This window comes from Vibrio fluminensis, from assembly GCF_015278125.1.
GTDB classification, from domain to species: Bacteria; Pseudomonadota; Gammaproteobacteria; order Enterobacterales; family Vibrionaceae; genus Vibrio; species Vibrio fluminensis.
The window spans coordinates 195,695-210,783 of the sequence record NZ_JADILO010000003.1 but is presented as its reverse complement, the minus strand read 5'-3'; the positions used below and the strand labels follow the sequence as shown (position 1 = coordinate 210,783).

Genomic DNA, 15,089 nt, shown 5'->3' with positions numbered 1-15,089 from the left:
TCCATCGTTACCATTTCCAGTTCGTATTGTTGCGGAGTCGGTTCTTGAAGCATATCGGAGTATCCATATTTCGATACCCCTATTAGATCAAAGGTCTAGCTCGAAAGCTAGACCTTTGTCAGCAGTCTGACGCCTTCGGGCGTTTTTTTTTGTTTTCAGTCGTCACTATGTATCACCACAGAAAGTTGGGTTTTCAACATCGTCTGTGGGATGTATGAACCGTAGCCACGTTCTAAGGCAAGGTCGATAAGGTGTGCTTTACTATGCGCACTAAACTTAGCCCTCAGACGCGCCACATAGCCTTCAAATGTTTTGATTGAAATGCCCATTGCGTCAGCAATAAAGGTGGGCTTTTTGCCATAGAGCATGAGAAACAAAACTTCTTGCTCACGTGTTGTCAGTTTCTCGCTACCTTGTGAAGAGACTTCCCATTTGGCGGCTTTAAGATCAGAGAGAATACCCGTTGCGCGGCAAATCCAATGGCCCACTTCCAAAATGGCGGTGTCGGTTAGGTCTTGGCCAAAGAAGATAGTACCTTGTACTTCACCTTTCGCGTTGTACCACGGTTTCTTGCTAAAAATATGAGCGCGCCAACTGCCATCAGGATATGGGTGTACATCCAATACTTTTATCGCTCGCTGCGTCTTCATCACCATTTGGTCTTGTTGTTTAAAATCTTGGGCGCAGTTTGCCGTTTGGCATGGTATATCTCGATCTGCGAGACCAACTAATTGTTGTGGTTCTTGAAAGCCAACGAGTTGAGCATACGCAGTATTGGCGTAGACAAAGACAGAATCGACGTCTTTGCATCCCCAATAGCCTGGAAGCTGGTTGACCAGCGAATCAAAATGCATATCCACTGATTTTACCTGTCTTGAATTGTTATGATACTTAATGAGTAAATGGTACGTTATTCTAAATTGTGAGGAAATAAAAAAAGCCAGACATCTCACAATATCTGGCAAATACAAGAATAACTCTTGTCGACGTGTAGAAGAGGTTCTACGACTCAGCGAGGGTCGGCTGAGTAATAGATGTATCAACAATTTAATCACTGATACAGAAGTCAGGTGGCATATGCTCCTGACCACGGGGCTAATGTATCTTCTGTCCTAAAATCGAGAAAGGGGGGAAATCCCCCCTTCGATTTATAAATGTGATCTGGAGCTAGTTAATAGCTCGAACTACACGGAAACCTAAATAGTTTGCAGCGCTGGATGGTGCCAAATATAGTCTTTCATAGACGATGGCTTGTTCAGGAGAGAAGTTCCAAGCCCCACCTTTAGCAATGCCTTGTGCGTTATTGGTCCACTGCCAAACGTTGCCCACAGCATCATAGATGCCGAGTGGATTTGGTTTGAATGCTTTTACCGGTGAGGTACTGATGTTTGCCCAAGGTGAACTACTCCAGCCAGTGTTGGCTTGACCTAAAGCGAACTCTTCACCCCACCAATATTTTGCTTGGCTGCCTGCGCGAGCCGCAATTTCCCATTCATCTTCATTGGGCAATCTATATTGGTAGCCAGTCTGTTGACTCAGCCATTTGACATATGCATTGGCATCATTGCGGCTGATACACACTACTGGCGAATTGCTCGCTTGTTTAAACCCAGGATTGCGCCAATAACTTTTAGCAATCGCGGTGACCTCACCATCAATCATGGCAGTACAGGTATTTTTCAGTTCAGCATCCGTTTGGTAGTCAGTTTGACGAACAAAGTTGTCAAACTCTCTAACGGTAATCGGCGTCGCGCTAATCCCGAAAGCATGATCAAGGAAATACTGATTTGCAGCATTCTCGCCTAACAAGTACTCACCCGAGACAATCGTAACAAGTTGTGGTGCTTTACTTCCTTTAGCAATGTAATCCGCAAACTGATCACCTGCTTTTAGTGCGTTGGCTTTTTGTTTTAGGTGCGCTCTGAAATTGCGATCTGCCGTTAAGGCGATATTTTGCTTAAAGGTCTGATAGCCTTCTTTTTTTATCACAAGATGATGCTGGCCAACCGGTAGCATCACTTCTAATGGCGTGCTGCCGTAAGATACGCCATCGACAAAAACTTGATCGTCGTATTGGTTGCTGCGCACACTAAACGTGACCCACGCAATCTCTTGCTCATTAGAAAACTGCTGTCCGGAGACATGGCTCGGTTCGAAACAGTATTGTTTGTCAACATTGAGTAATGTACATGCGGTCGTGTCGCTTGGACGTGCTTCGAGCGTGACATCCATTAAAGTGCGATAGCGTTCGCCATCGTAGAATTCCGCTTTATTCGCTTTTGAGCGGAGAACGTGAATGTTGAGTGGGCTTTTGCCAATATTGGTTTGTACCAATGATTCCTCAGTGGTCTTCTTGACCAATTGAGTTTGGAAAGTTTTTACCGCTTTTTGCAACGCTAACTCACGAGTTTGGGCATCACACTGTGCTAATGTCATGCTGGACTGACAGCGATTGGTAAAACTTACACTGATTTGTTCTGTTGGAGAAAGCTCTTGTCTTAGTCGCTCGACTCGTGCTCTTATTTTACCTTCATCTAACTCAGTTATCTGAGTTTCAAGATTACGCAACAATGCGTTTTTCTGGCTTAGGCTATCTTCTGCTTCTAATACAGCTTGTTTTGCGGTTAGCTGTTGAGCTTGATTCTGTTTGATTTGTTGCCATACAGCTTGGTAGCGCTCTTGTACTGACGCTATATCGGTACTCGGTTCATCGATCATGCGTTGATACGCAGTTTCGAGTTCACTTTTTGCGCTTTCGAATGAGCTTGCAAGTTTGATGGCTTGTTGATTAGAGTCGTCGAGTGCTTGTTGACGCTGAGAAAGAATCTCTTGTTGTTCACTTTGCGTCTGCTGGGCGTTTTTCAACTCGGCATGCTTTTCAAACAGCTGATGTTCAATTGCTATGACAGTATCGCCTGTCTCATTGGCGTGCACTTGCACTGGAATGAAACATGCTGAAAGTGCTAAGAAAAGAGTCGAGAAACGGGTTTGCATCGTCGAGTATCTCTCATTAATTTTTAATCGAATTAAAACTAAAGCGCCATCTCGTCTTGAGGTATCTATTGATAACTAAGAAGCGAAATGGCGTTTTTATTCATTTATGAAAATGGGTTTGATCCACTGTAACTAATCTAGCTCTGCTCGCTTGAACGTAGTTTTACCCAAACCGTATCATTTTTACTGATGGTCACCTGACGGTTGTAGGTCTGATAACCATCTTTTGAAACAGTTACTTGATGAATACCACGTGGTAGCATGATTTCTACAGGGGTACTGCCGTATTTCACGCCATTAACGACAACACTATCGTTGTATTGATCTGAGCGTACCGTCACCGCGATCCAGTTTTTGTCTTGCTGCTTTTGGTTTGCAGAGCTTTGTTCTTTTAGACAGTAACGAGATGATACATTGAGTAACTTACAAGCCGCAGTCGCTTCAGGTTTTGCTTGAAGTTGAGCTTGAAGCTCAGTGAAGTAACTATTATTGCCTTCAAATCCAGCACGAATAATTTGGCTGTCTTGTACATGGACATTAAGCTGAACACCATTGGCATTTTGCTTGGCCAAAGTGGATTCAGTTAGGCTATCCATCAATGCTGCTTTAAATGTTTTTACTGCTTTTTGCTTGGTTAGCTGTAAACCTTGGCTGCTACATTCGCCTAAAGTCATGGTCGCAGAACAGCTGGTTTTGAAGCTAGTTTGCATGACATCACTTTCGTTTAGCTCTGCAGCCAAGCGTTTAACGCGAGTTTCTACCTTTTGTTCTTCAAGGTAAGTGAATTCTGATTTGAGGCGAGCTTGCTTCTGTTTGATTTGTGATAGGCGAACTTCACTCTCAGTTTCAAGCTGTTGGTTTTCTAGCAATTCAGCTTGATTGCTTTTTACCGCATTCCAAGAGTCTTGATACTCTTTTTGTAGACTGACTAGATCAATTTCAGGGTCTTCCAATAGACGACTGTATTGTTTGTCTAGTGCTGTCTTCGCGCGATTTCGCTTTGCGTTAAGCTCTTGTTCATCACGTTTGAGCTTAGCATGCTCGTTTTGCAGCTGTTGGTAGCGCTGTGTTTCAGAGTCGTACTCAGAAGCGTTACTTTGCAGCTCGAGCTGTTTGTTGCTTAGTTTTTCATCGATGACAGCGACAGGATCAGTAGAAAGGTTTTCTGCTGCCATCGAAGTTGATAACCAGAATGGGCTTAGCGCGAGCAAAAGCGCTGGAATACGGCGTGTGATCATAAGTCTCTACAACAGTTCTGTTTAATTCACTGAAAGTTAGGTATGCGACTGATTAGCTAAGCGTTAGCTGCGACTATACGGTCCTTGTAGTGCATACTTGAGTAACCTCTTGGTACTTGGAGACTAAAATACCATTTTTTATATAAATCTAAAGTATTAGTTTTTATTTTGTGGGCTTTACGCAAATAACGGCTGCAGAAATTGATTTTGTTTCAAGTAAGTGGTTAGAAGTGACATTGGCCGTAAGTTATTTGCACTTGATCATTGTTCCGAGAAAAATGTTATGCAATAGATTGATTTTTAACTTTATCTGTAAATGCTCTTCCTTATCCCGCATCTCCTCGAGAATCCGCTAAAATTGTTATACCATCAGCATTAACTTCCGATCTTTACAGTTGTTACCTATGAGTGACCCCAAAAAACCGTCAAATGCTCCCGTCATATATGTCCCTAAACCCGCAGAGTTGGTGACTTTGCCCTCGTATATGGACTGCCATGATCATCAATACACCCAAATTGTGATTGGTTTAAAAGGGCAGGCGGAGTTTGAAGTCAATGGTGTGGGCAATTTAGTTGGCCCGGGCCAAGGTTGTGTGGTGACTTCGGGCTCCGGGCATGCGTTTGGTGGGGTGATAGAGCAATCAGATATTCTGGTACTCAATATGCCGATGCCTAGCCAAACAGAACCTTTGATGTTGCAGAAGCTTAATGAACTGAACCAAAAGGAAGTCTATTTCCAACTTGATGCACAAATTCAACGTTTAATACAGATGTTGGTCGCGGAGATGCAAGCAAGCCCTGACGATTTGCTTTTGAGCCGTGCGTGTAATGACACCGTGATGGCGCTATTGCAAAGGCATGCATCTAGCTTACAGGTGAGTCGCAAAGAATCTCGCTTTGATCTTGAGGCGATCGATCGCTATATCGAGCAGCATTTAACACAAAAAATCTCTGTCGCTCAGTTGGCTGGTAGTGTGTTTTTGGGGGAAAGCCAGTTTCATAGTCTATTTAAAGATCAGTTAGGTATCACACCGCATCAGTATGTATTGTCGAAACGAATTGATATGGCCAAACAACTGATTGAGCAACGTAATCTGACTCTGGGGCAGATCGCCGAGTTAACCGGGTTTTCCGGGCAAAGCACTTTTGCTCATACTTTTTCACGCTTACAAGGGATCTCTCCGTCGCAGTATAAGAAACGAATTGGTTAATTTGGAAAACAAAAGTGACCATATATTTTGCTTTTATTGGTGTGATCATGTATTTGTTTTGTTAAATATCGAAGTTTTAAGCAAATAGTTCGGAGTTTTTGACAAGTATTCCTTTCGGCCTCACAATACACTGCTCGCCATTGCAGTAAACCCGCTTAATGATTAAGCAGGTGTGAGATTGAGGAATACGTATGTTTACAGCAACAGATGTGTTGAACGCTGAATTTATTGAGCAGCCGCTTGATAAATTGTGGGCGTTGATCTCGCCACTTTATATGGTGGACGAATCACAATGGTTAGAGCAGCTTTTACCTTTGGCTACGCCAAGTGATGAGGGAAAGAGTCAAACCGCACTCAAAACGACTCAACTAATTGAAGCGATTCGCGCGGATAAGAAATCGATTCAAATGATCGATGCGCTATTGCTTGAGTACAGCCTCGATACCCAAGAAGGCATTTTGCTGATGTGTTTAGCAGAAGCTTTGATGCGTATTCCTGATGCCGAAACCGCTGATGCGCTCATTCGCGATAAATTGAGTGTCGCGGATTGGAAATCTCACCTTAAAAACTCCGATTCAGTGTTTGTCAACGCGTCGACTTGGGGCTTGATGCTGACAGGTAAGGTGGTTGGCTTAGCGGAATCTCAACAGCCAAGCCCAACTCAAGCGGTCAACCGTTTGGTCAATAAACTTTCTGAGCCAGTGATTCGTAAAGCGATGAACCAAGCGATGAAGGTAATGGGCCATCAGTTTGTTTTGGGGCGTTCGATTCAAGAAGCGCAGAACAACGGTCGCGCGATGCGTGATAAAGGTTTCACTTATTCTTACGATATGCTGGGTGAAGCAGCGTTAACCGATGCTGATGCGAATAAGTACTTTAAAGATTATCTCATGGCGATTGAAGCGGTAGGGCGTGATGCAGTTTCGGCTCACAGTCCAGCGCCTTCAGTCTCGATTAAGCTTTCTGCTTTGCACCCTCGTTATGAAGTGGCGAATGAGTCACGCGTAATGAATGAATTGCACGACACGCTGTTACAACTGCTTATTCGTGCTAAAGAGCTTGATGTTGCCATTACCATTGATGCAGAAGAAGCGGATCGCCTTGAGCTATCACTAAAGCTGTTTGCTAAGCTTTACCAGCATCCTTCAGTGCAAGGCTGGGGTAAGTTTGGCTTGGTGATTCAAGCCTATTCAAAACGTGCCTTACCCGTGCTTGTTTGGCTCAATGGTTTAGCCAAGCAGCAAGGCGATGTTATTCCTTTGCGCCTAGTTAAAGGGGCTTACTGGGACAGTGAAATAAAGTGGTCACAACAAGCGGGCTACAGTAACTACCCAGTCTACACTCGAAAAGAATCAACCGATGTTGCCTATCTCGCTTGCGCCCGCTTTTTGTTAAGTGACGGTGTGCGCGGCAACATCTACCCACAGTTTGCTAGCCACAATGCGCAAACGGTGACCTCAATTGCGCAAATGGCAACCCATACTGATTATGAATTTCAACGTCTACATGGCATGGGTGAGTCACTGTATAACCATGTTATGGCGACTTACCGTCAGCCAGTTCGCATATACGCGCCAGTGGGAAGCCATAAAGATCTACTACCTTACTTAGTGCGTCGTCTATTAGAAAATGGCGCAAATAGCTCATTTGTGCACCGTTTGGTGGATGCGCGCTGCCCTGTTGATAGCTTAACTGTTCATCCGGTGGAAGCGCTTGCGGGTTTTGCAAGCTTGAACAACCGCGCGATTCCACTGCCAGGGGATATTTTCCCTAATCGACGCAATTCGCTTGGTATCAACATCGATATCGAAAGTGAAAATACGTCATTTGAAGCGCAAGTTGCTAAGTGGATGTCGCAGCAATGGCACCTCGGTTCGGTGATTAATGGCAATCTCATTCACGAAAGCATGATCAAGGAAGATGTTGATCAGCAATTCGTGACCGCGCCTTATGATCGCCAAGTGGAAGTCGGAACGTTGGCATTTTCCAACCTTGATCATGTTTCCGTAGCGATTGAAACTGCAGAGCAAGCGTTTGACTCTTGGTCAACGCTACCTTTCGAGCAACGCGCCCTGCCAGCGGAGAAGCTTGCAGACTTGCTGGAAGACAATATGGCCGAACTGGTGGCACTGTGTCACAAGGAAGCAGGCAAAACCATTCATGATGCGATTGATGAAGTGCGCGAAGCGGTGGACTTTTGCCGTTTCTATGCCAAGCAACAGCAAGTGTTTACTCCTACTATCACGACCGGTTTTGACGGTGTTGAACGTACCGTTGACCGCAAAGGGCGCGGAGTGTTCGTTTGTATCAGCCCTTGGAACTTCCCTCTAGCCATCTTCCTTGGTCAAGTAACCGCCGCGCTTGTGGCAGGTAACACTGTGGTGGCTAAACCGGCGGAACAAACCAGTTTAATCGCGGTACGCGCAGTACAGCTCATGTTGCAAGCGGGTTTTCCTGCTGGAGTGATTCAACTGCTTACAGGTAAAGGCGCAGAGATTGGTGCCGCGCTAACCTCACATTCTGCGATTGCCGGAGTGGCGTTTACTGGCTCAACCTTGACCGCGCAACGTATCAATCAATCACTGGCAGCCCGCGATGCCGCCCCTGTGCCTTTAATTGCTGAAACTGGCGGCTTAAATGCGATGATCGTTGACAGTACCGCACTGCCAGAGCAAGTGGTGCGAGATGTCGTGCGCTCTGCATTTGCCTCTGCGGGGCAACGCTGCAGTGCGCTGCGTGTGCTTTATGTGCAAGAAGATATTGCTGACCGCATCATTGCGTTAATCCATGGTGCGATGAATGAGCTCTCTGTTGGTTTGCCTTACCTTCATTCGACCGATGTTGGTCCTGTGATTGATGCGCAAGCGAAGCAGAAATTACTTAGCCATATTGAATCGATGGCGAGTCAGTTCAAGACAGTCGCTCAAGTTAGTTTGGGTGAAGAGTGTGAGCGTGGCGATTTTGTTGCGCCGACTGCGTTTGAAATTGACGATATTCGTTCTCTAGCGGAAGAGCAGTTTGGACCTATTCTGCATATTGTTCGCTACAAAGCGAGCGAACTGGCGCAAGTGGTGACTCACATCAACCAAACAGGGTATGGACTCACTTTGGGAGTGCATAGCCGCAACGAGACTACCTATCGCTGGATTGAAAAGCATGCACGAGTTGGTAATAGCTACATAAACCGTGATCAAGTTGGGGCCGTGGTGGGTGTTCAACCATTTGGTGGTCAAGGCCTGTCGGGTACGGGACCCAAAGCTGGTGGTCCGCACTATCTATACCGATTCACCCAAACCGTGTTCAATCAATAAGCGAGGAAGAGAGATATGGTTCATCAAGTAGTGAGTTTTACCAATGCTTTCTCTGCGTGGGAGAACTGGAATTTAACCGATTTTGATTCAAAAAGTGAATGCCTACTATCGCTGAAAAATGCGTTAGCAAAGCCTGAGTATGGCCGAGTAATGGCATTTCATCTCGAACAAGCCCGCCAACTTATTTCTGTTACTCATCAGTTAGTTGGACCAACAGGCGAGAGCAATGAACTTTATACCGCAGGCCGTGGTGTGTGTTTAATTGTCATCGAGACCGTCAATGGTAACGCACGACTGGCGGCACTGGCGCAATGTACCGCGGCATTAGCAGCAGGCAACAGTATTATTTTGTGTAGCGACGATATGGAGTTTACACAAGATTTGGAGAAGGCTTATGAGCAGTCTTCTCTACCAGTAAATCTACTCCACTTTGCATCTTACGATGCAATCAGTCAGGTGTTGGAATCTGACATTCGTGGTGTGGGCTTTATTGGTTCATCAAGCGGGGAAAAAGAGCTAAATCGACAGTTAGCAGCGCGTGAAGGCGTGATTGTTAGCTTTGTTGCTGAGACAGACTTAGCGGCACTCGAGATAGCGCATGATCCTCAATTATCGCTGCGGTTTATTACCGAGCGAACCAGAACAATAAATATAACAGCAGTGGGCGGTAACGCGACACTATTAGGCGCCTCAAACCCTCACTAAATGAGGTGCGGTAGCGCTTTGCTGACTTGCAAATCCAATAACAGAGGTGCCAAGGAGGACATGTCTGTTATTGGATATTCGAATAAAAGAGGAAAATCGAATGGAAAATAGCTTTGCTATTACAACCACATTTATCGCTTACTTAATCTTAATGTTAGCGATTGGTGTGATTGCTTATCAACGAACCAAAAGCTCCACGGACTACTTTCTTGGTGGTCGCTCATTAGGACCTTGGCCAGCGGCACTTTCTGCAGGTGCGTCAGATATGAGTGGTTGGTTACTTTTGGGTCTGCCGGGTTACGCTTATGCTGCTGGTATTGAAGCCTTCTGGCTTGCTGGTGGTTTACTATTGGGTACATGGGCGAACTGGCTAATCAGCGCGAAACGTCTACGTACTTATAGCATTACGACGGATTCTCTAACGATTCCGGAGTTCTTTGCTCGTCGTTTTAACGACAAATCAAAAATGATCCAAACCATTTCTGCGTTCTTCATTTTGCTATTCTTCCTTTTCTACACCAGTTCAGGTTTGGTTGCGGGCGGTAAGTTATTTGAGACAGTATTCGGTCTTGATTACTCGACAGCGGTAATTATTGGTACAGTTTGTGTAGTTTCATACACGCTATTCGGTGGTTTCTTGGCGGTATCTTGGACTGACTTAGTGCAAGGTCTACTGATGTCTGCGGCGCTATTGATCGTGCCTATCGCGACGATGCAAGGTGGTTTTGGTGACGTCGCTAACCAATTGGAAGAGATCAACCCAGAACTGTTGACTTTGTGGAATGACTCAAAAGGTCAACCATTGTCCGCTATCGCGATTATATCTTTAGCGGCTTGGGGTTTAGGTTACTTTGGTCAGCCGCATATCCTGGCTCGTTTTAAAGCGACACGTAGTAATAAAGATCTGACTACAGCACGACGCATCGCGGTGATTTGGACTGCGCTATCAATGGCTGGCGCGATGATGGTAGGTCTTGTGGGCTTAATCTATGTGCAAAGTACGGGTAGCTTATCATTAGACGATGGTGAAAAAATCTTTATGTTACTGGTGAACTCTATGTTCCATCCAGTTATCGCTGGTATTCTATTAGCCGCGATTTTAGCGGCAATCATGAGTACTGCGGACTCGCAATTATTGGTTTCTTCTTCAGCGTTGGCAGAAGATTTCTACAAACAAGTGATTAAGAAAGATGCAAGTTCAGATGAAATTGTTATGGTTGGCCGTATTGCGGTTGTCGCTATTTCAGTTGTCGCGCTGATTCTTGCAATGACGCCAGACAGTACAGTTCTTGGTTTGGTTTCTTACGCTTGGGCTGGTTTTGGTGCGGCGTTTGGTCCGGCAATGATTCTTAGCCTGTACTGGTCTCGTATGAACCGCAATGGCGCTCTGGCTGGTATTATTGTTGGCGGTGTAACGATTGTTGTCTGGAAACAACTGTCGGGCGGCTTGTTCGATATGTATGAAATTGTTCCGGGAATCATTTTCTCAACGCTGGCAATCATCGGTGTTAGTTTGGCAACTGCTGAACCCGACGAGACGGTAAAAGCTCAGCACCAAAAATTCGAAAAGCAATTGATTGAGCTCGATTAATTTGACGACAGCCGCAGCGAAATGGTGAGTTACGGCTGTTGATTAACTACTCATTAGTTATTGCGAAATAGTTCAGCCCTGCTAGCAGGGCTTTTCTGTTTTTCCAACCATATATCCACTCTACATCACACTTTTGTTTATTTTATTTCAAACAACGGAACTGACAGCTTATAAAAGAGTCAATTCCATAGGCGATTGAATACCAGAGGATGGAAAAATGACACAAGTGTACTGCAACTGCTGCAACAAAAAGACCACTCACAAGGTTATTTTAAAACGATGTGAGCAGGCGGATGCTTCGTTAATTGGCACACTTGCGTGTTTTTTCTCAACGGTTGTTCAAGGCGATCATTACGTTAAAATGGAAAAGCAATATTTTTGCCGAGCGTGTAATCAGCATAATGCACCAGAGCCAACCTCAATTCCAAACATGAAGGTAGCTTAACAAATTCTTACCGAACTGCGTTTTTAAAATCTGATAACATGTGATTAAATTGTTTCAGTAATGTTTCATTATCTGAATTGAATTTAAGCGGTATATCATGGAATTAGATAGAATTGATCGCGAGATACTACGTATTCTTAAAGCGCACGGACGGTTGCCTATTGTAGAACTCGCCAAACGAGTTAACCTAACCACTTCCCCTTGTTCTGACCGCGTTAAGCGTTTAGAGAAAGAAAGTTATATTAAGGGATATCACGCGGAGCTTAACCCTGAAAAGTTAGGTTTTGATGTCCAAGTCTTCATTCATATCCGACTCGATCAAACGTGTTTTTCAGTCTTTGAAAAATTTGCCCAAGCAGTGGGTGAGTTGCCTGAGGTGGAAGAGTGCTATTCACTTTCCGGCGACTTCGACACTATGATTAAAGTGCGCGTTAAGAGCATGAAAGAGTATCAAAGCTTTATGTCGAAGAAGTTGGGTAGTCTGCCTGGAGTCATTCAATCTCGCAGCGAAGTTGTCATTGAAGAGCATAAAGCGAGCAATGGTGTGAGTGCTGATCTGCTCTAGCCTCTCAATTAAAGTGTTTGATATAACAAAGGCGAACATATGGTTCGCCTTTGTTTTGGTGGTGAGGTAAATAGATCAAGCGATAAACGATGAAATCACACCAATCACACCACCAAACACGCCGCCCCAAACCACGAGCCAGCCTAGGTGTTCCTTGATCATTTTTTGCACCATCTCTTTGACCAATTTTGGTGTCAGCTCACTCAGTCGTTGATCGATGATGTTTTCGATATTGGTTTTTATCTCATCCATCATAGCTGGCGCTTCTAATTGCTCTTTCAACGCTTCTTTAACATTGTCGCTTTGGCTGATTTCAATAATAGATTGTTGCATCTTTTCAATAAACGGCTGCTTCATCGGCTGCAAGGCTTCAGCACCACCTAGCATGGCGAGCATGCCACCAAACGATGACTGTTCAATTACCTCTACTAACGAATCAAATGCAGGGTTTAGATCCACTTTGGCAATGACGGGTTCAAGGTTAAGTGTTTTGCCTGAGGCCATTTCACTGCTAAGGAACTTGTCGATGTTGGTTTCATTGAAGAACTGCTCCATCATTAAGTTCTTAATTGCGAGTTTAAATTCTTCAAAGCGTGCAGGAATAACGCCTGAGCCATACAACCCCGGCACTTTTTCAAACAACATGTGAATCGCTAACCAGTTGGTAATTGCCCCTGAAAAGGCAAATAGACCAGCGTAATAGGCCAGTTGGTTATCGTATAAGTGTCCGCCAGCCAATAGGGCAAGCGCAATAATATTAGTCAGTAAGCTCTTGTTCATCATAACAACAGGTAATTCTTGATGCGGGGGAGTATAGCGAAGAGTGATGATAGCAAAAAGCCCTCATTTTCAGAGGGCTTAATGATCTTAGACTACAGCAGAGTTCGTGCAGGGCGGCTATTGATCCTCGTCACCAAGGAATCCACCCGTCTGGTGCGCCCAGAGCTGAGCATAGATACCTTGGTTTTGCAGTAGCTCTTGATGAGTACCTTGCTCAACAATTTGCCCTTGATCGAGCACAATTAAACGATCCATCGCGGCAATCGTGGATAGACGGTGAGCGATGGCGATTACCGTTTTACCTTCCATCAATTCATTTAGGCTTTCTTGTATCGCCGCTTCAACTTCTGAATCTAGTGCTGAAGTGGCTTCATCCAGTACTAGCAGTGGTGCGTCTTTTAACAGTACACGCGAGATAGCGATACGTTGACGTTGACCACCGGAGAGTTTTACCCCACGTTCACCCACTTGCGCATCATAGCCAACATTACCAAATGGGTCGTTGAGTGTTTGAATAAAGTCATGGGCATGAGCTTGGGTAGTGGCACGGATTAGGTCATCTTCACTGGCATCGGGTCTACCATAAAGAATGTTTTCGCGAATTGAGCGATGCAGCAAAGATGTGTCTTGTGTCACCATACCAATACTGCCACGCAGCGAATCTTGGGTTACATCAGAAATCACCTGTCCATCAATCTTAATTTGACCCTCTTCGACATCGTGGAAGCGCAAAAGCAAGTTCACTAGCGTTGATTTTCCTGCACCAGAACGACCGACTAACCCTACTTTCTCACCCGGCTTAATGTTGAGATTAAGATTGTTGATAACGCCTTTGGTTTTATCGCCGTAGTGGAAGCTAACGTTGTCAAATTCAATCCCACCTTGATTCACGGTGAGTGGCTTCGCGTTTGGTTGATCTTTGATATCAATTGGTTTTGATAGGGTTTTCATTCCATCCACGACAGTACCCATATTTTCGAATAGCGCGCCGACTTCCCACATGATCCACATCGACATGCCGTTGATGCGCAGCGCGAGACTGATTGCAATCGCGATTGCACCAATACTGATGGCGTTGTCCATCCATAGGTAAATAGACAGGGCGCTGATAGAAAATACCAATAGATAGTTGGTGATTTCTACTGCAACATCAAAACCGGTCACTAAACGCATTTGGCGGTAAACCGTTTTTAGAAAACCTTGCATACCTTCTTCTGCGTATTCGGTTTCGCGATCGCTGTGAGAGAATAGTTTAACGGTTGAAATATTGGTGTAGCTATCGACGATACGTCCGGTCATGGTTGAACGTGCATCTGCTTGTTCCGTCGCTACTTTTTTCAATTTAGGTACAAAGTAAATCTGAATACCAATATAAGCGGCAAGCCAAACTAGCATCGGAATCATTAAGCGCCAGTCAGCTTGAGCGAGCAAGACAATCATGCTGGTAAAGTAAACGGATACGTAGACAAAGACATCCATGCTTTTCATGACGGTTTCACGCACCGCAAGTGAGGTTTGCATCACTTTCGTCGCAACACGGCCTGCAAAGTCGTCTTGATAGAAATTTACGCTTTGTTTGAGTAAGTAACGGTGTGCCAACCAACGGATCGACATAGGGTAATTACCCAGTAGAGTTTGGTGGATCAGCAGTGAGTAGCCAACCACCAATACTGGCATGACAACTAAAAGCAGGACGCCATAGAAAATTAGATCCGCTTGGTTCTCTTGCCAAAAGGTCTCTGGGTTACTGTTTGCTAACCAATCAACCAGATTGCCCATTGCGCCAAACAGAGTCACCTCAACGATAGCCACAATCGTCGCCATGATCGACATGATAATCAGTGGGATTTCGAAGCCGCGGGTGTAATAACGACAGAAGGCAAGGATTCCCTGAGGGGGTTGTTCCGGCTCTTGAGCTGGGAAAGGTTTGGTGAAACCTTCAAATTTCTTAAACATACATCGTCCTAAGGCGCAGCGAAGGGATGGGCAAAGGTGCTAAGTGGCTGCGCAAAGTCCAAGTCCGCCTAATATGAGGGGATTTGAATATTGTTTCCTATGTTATCGTTTTGCATATGAAATTGTAACCGAAACTGATTGGTTATTTTTCAAATCTCCTTCCAATTTATCTTTATCGTATGGATGGCAGTAAATATTGCTGCTTTATCTCGTATTTGCCGATGGGATCCCTTTTTTACCATCTAATTTACTTAAAACTCAGTAAATTTTTTGTTAGCGTTGCAATTACAATC

10 protein-coding genes are annotated in these 15,089 nt (G+C 44.8%); 5 read left to right on the top strand and 5 right to left on the bottom strand.

Annotation, left to right across the window (positions count from 1 at the left end):
• Positions 1–155: 155 nt before the first annotated feature.
• The 3 genes from IRQ95_RS04720 to IRQ95_RS04710 form a co-directional block, all read right to left on the bottom strand.
• On the bottom strand, positions 156–854 hold the full coding sequence (locus IRQ95_RS04720; protein WP_194435860.1) for a helix-turn-helix transcriptional regulator: 699 nt from the start codon (positions 852–854) through the stop codon (positions 156–158).
• A 313-nt stretch (positions 855–1,167) separates the two neighbouring features.
• Positions 1,168–2,994: an SUMF1/EgtB/PvdO family nonheme iron enzyme gene (locus tag IRQ95_RS04715; RefSeq protein WP_194435845.1), complete on the bottom strand. Its 1,827-nt coding sequence runs from the start codon at positions 2,992–2,994 to the stop codon at positions 1,168–1,170.
• A 137-nt stretch (positions 2,995–3,131) separates the two neighbouring features.
• Positions 3,132–4,232: a PEGA domain-containing protein gene (locus tag IRQ95_RS04710; RefSeq protein ID WP_194435844.1), complete on the bottom strand. Its 1,101-nt coding sequence runs from the start codon at positions 4,230–4,232 to the stop codon at positions 3,132–3,134.
• 404 nt (positions 4,233–4,636) lie between these two features.
• Here IRQ95_RS04710 and IRQ95_RS04705 point away from each other — a divergent pair, with 404 nt between their 5' ends.
• From IRQ95_RS04705 to IRQ95_RS04685, 5 genes are all read left to right on the top strand, one after another.
• Complete coding sequence (locus IRQ95_RS04705) at positions 4,637–5,443, top strand: AraC family transcriptional regulator (RefSeq protein WP_194435843.1); 807 nt, start codon at positions 4,637–4,639, stop codon at positions 5,441–5,443.
• A gap of 191 nt (positions 5,444–5,634) precedes the next feature.
• Entirely contained in the window at positions 5,635–8,754 is a 3,120-nt protein-coding gene (putA, locus tag IRQ95_RS04700) for a bifunctional proline dehydrogenase/L-glutamate gamma-semialdehyde dehydrogenase PutA (protein WP_194435842.1), read from the top strand.
• A gap of 15 nt (positions 8,755–8,769) precedes the next feature.
• Positions 8,770–9,459, top strand: coding sequence for a 1-pyrroline-5-carboxylate dehydrogenase (locus IRQ95_RS04695; protein WP_194435841.1), 690 nt, complete (start codon positions 8,770–8,772; stop codon positions 9,457–9,459).
• Between the two features lie 100 nt (positions 9,460–9,559).
• Positions 9,560–11,050 carry a sodium/proline symporter PutP gene (putP, locus tag IRQ95_RS04690; RefSeq protein ID WP_194435840.1) on the top strand — a complete coding sequence of 497 codons (1,491 nt, stop codon included), beginning with the start codon at positions 9,560–9,562 and terminating at the stop codon, positions 11,048–11,050.
• Between the two features lie 542 nt (positions 11,051–11,592).
• A complete protein-coding gene (locus IRQ95_RS04685; protein WP_194435839.1) occupies positions 11,593–12,060 on the top strand; it encodes an Lrp/AsnC family transcriptional regulator in 468 nt (155 codons plus the stop codon).
• Between the two features lie 75 nt (positions 12,061–12,135).
• Here IRQ95_RS04685 and IRQ95_RS04680 read toward each other — a convergent pair whose 3' ends face one another.
• Positions 12,136–12,840: a DUF445 domain-containing protein gene (locus IRQ95_RS04680; protein WP_194435859.1), complete on the bottom strand. Its 705-nt coding sequence runs from the start codon at positions 12,838–12,840 to the stop codon at positions 12,136–12,138.
• 117 nt (positions 12,841–12,957) lie between these two features.
• A complete protein-coding gene (locus IRQ95_RS04675) occupies positions 12,958–14,796 on the bottom strand; it encodes an ABC transporter ATP-binding protein (RefSeq protein WP_194435838.1) in 1,839 nt (612 codons plus the stop codon).
• Positions 14,797–15,089 lie beyond the last annotated feature (293 nt).

What these genes read in the sequence shown, in the direction of transcription:
- IRQ95_RS04720 (WP_194435860.1), bottom strand. Translation starts at nt 854, where the DNA reads ATGCATTTTGATTCGCTGGTCAACCAGCTTCCAGGCTATTGGGGATGC.
- IRQ95_RS04715 (WP_194435845.1), bottom strand. Translation starts at nt 2,994, where the DNA reads ATGCAAACCCGTTTCTCGACTCTTTTCTTAGCACTTTCAGCATGTTTC.
- IRQ95_RS04710 (WP_194435844.1), bottom strand. Translation starts at nt 4,232, where the DNA reads ATGATCACACGCCGTATTCCAGCGCTTTTGCTCGCGCTAAGCCCATTC.
- IRQ95_RS04705 (WP_194435843.1), top strand. Translation starts at nt 4,637, where the DNA reads ATGAGTGACCCCAAAAAACCGTCAAATGCTCCCGTCATATATGTCCCT.
- putA (WP_194435842.1), top strand. Translation starts at nt 5,635, where the DNA reads ATGTTTACAGCAACAGATGTGTTGAACGCTGAATTTATTGAGCAGCCG.
- IRQ95_RS04695 (WP_194435841.1), top strand. Translation starts at nt 8,770, where the DNA reads ATGGTTCATCAAGTAGTGAGTTTTACCAATGCTTTCTCTGCGTGGGAG.
- putP (WP_194435840.1), top strand. Translation starts at nt 9,560, where the DNA reads ATGGAAAATAGCTTTGCTATTACAACCACATTTATCGCTTACTTAATC.
- IRQ95_RS04685 (WP_194435839.1), top strand. Translation starts at nt 11,593, where the DNA reads ATGGAATTAGATAGAATTGATCGCGAGATACTACGTATTCTTAAAGCG.
- IRQ95_RS04680 (WP_194435859.1), bottom strand. Translation starts at nt 12,840, where the DNA reads ATGAACAAGAGCTTACTGACTAATATTATTGCGCTTGCCCTATTGGCT.
- IRQ95_RS04675 (WP_194435838.1), bottom strand. Translation starts at nt 14,796, where the DNA reads ATGTTTAAGAAATTTGAAGGTTTCACCAAACCTTTCCCAGCTCAAGAG.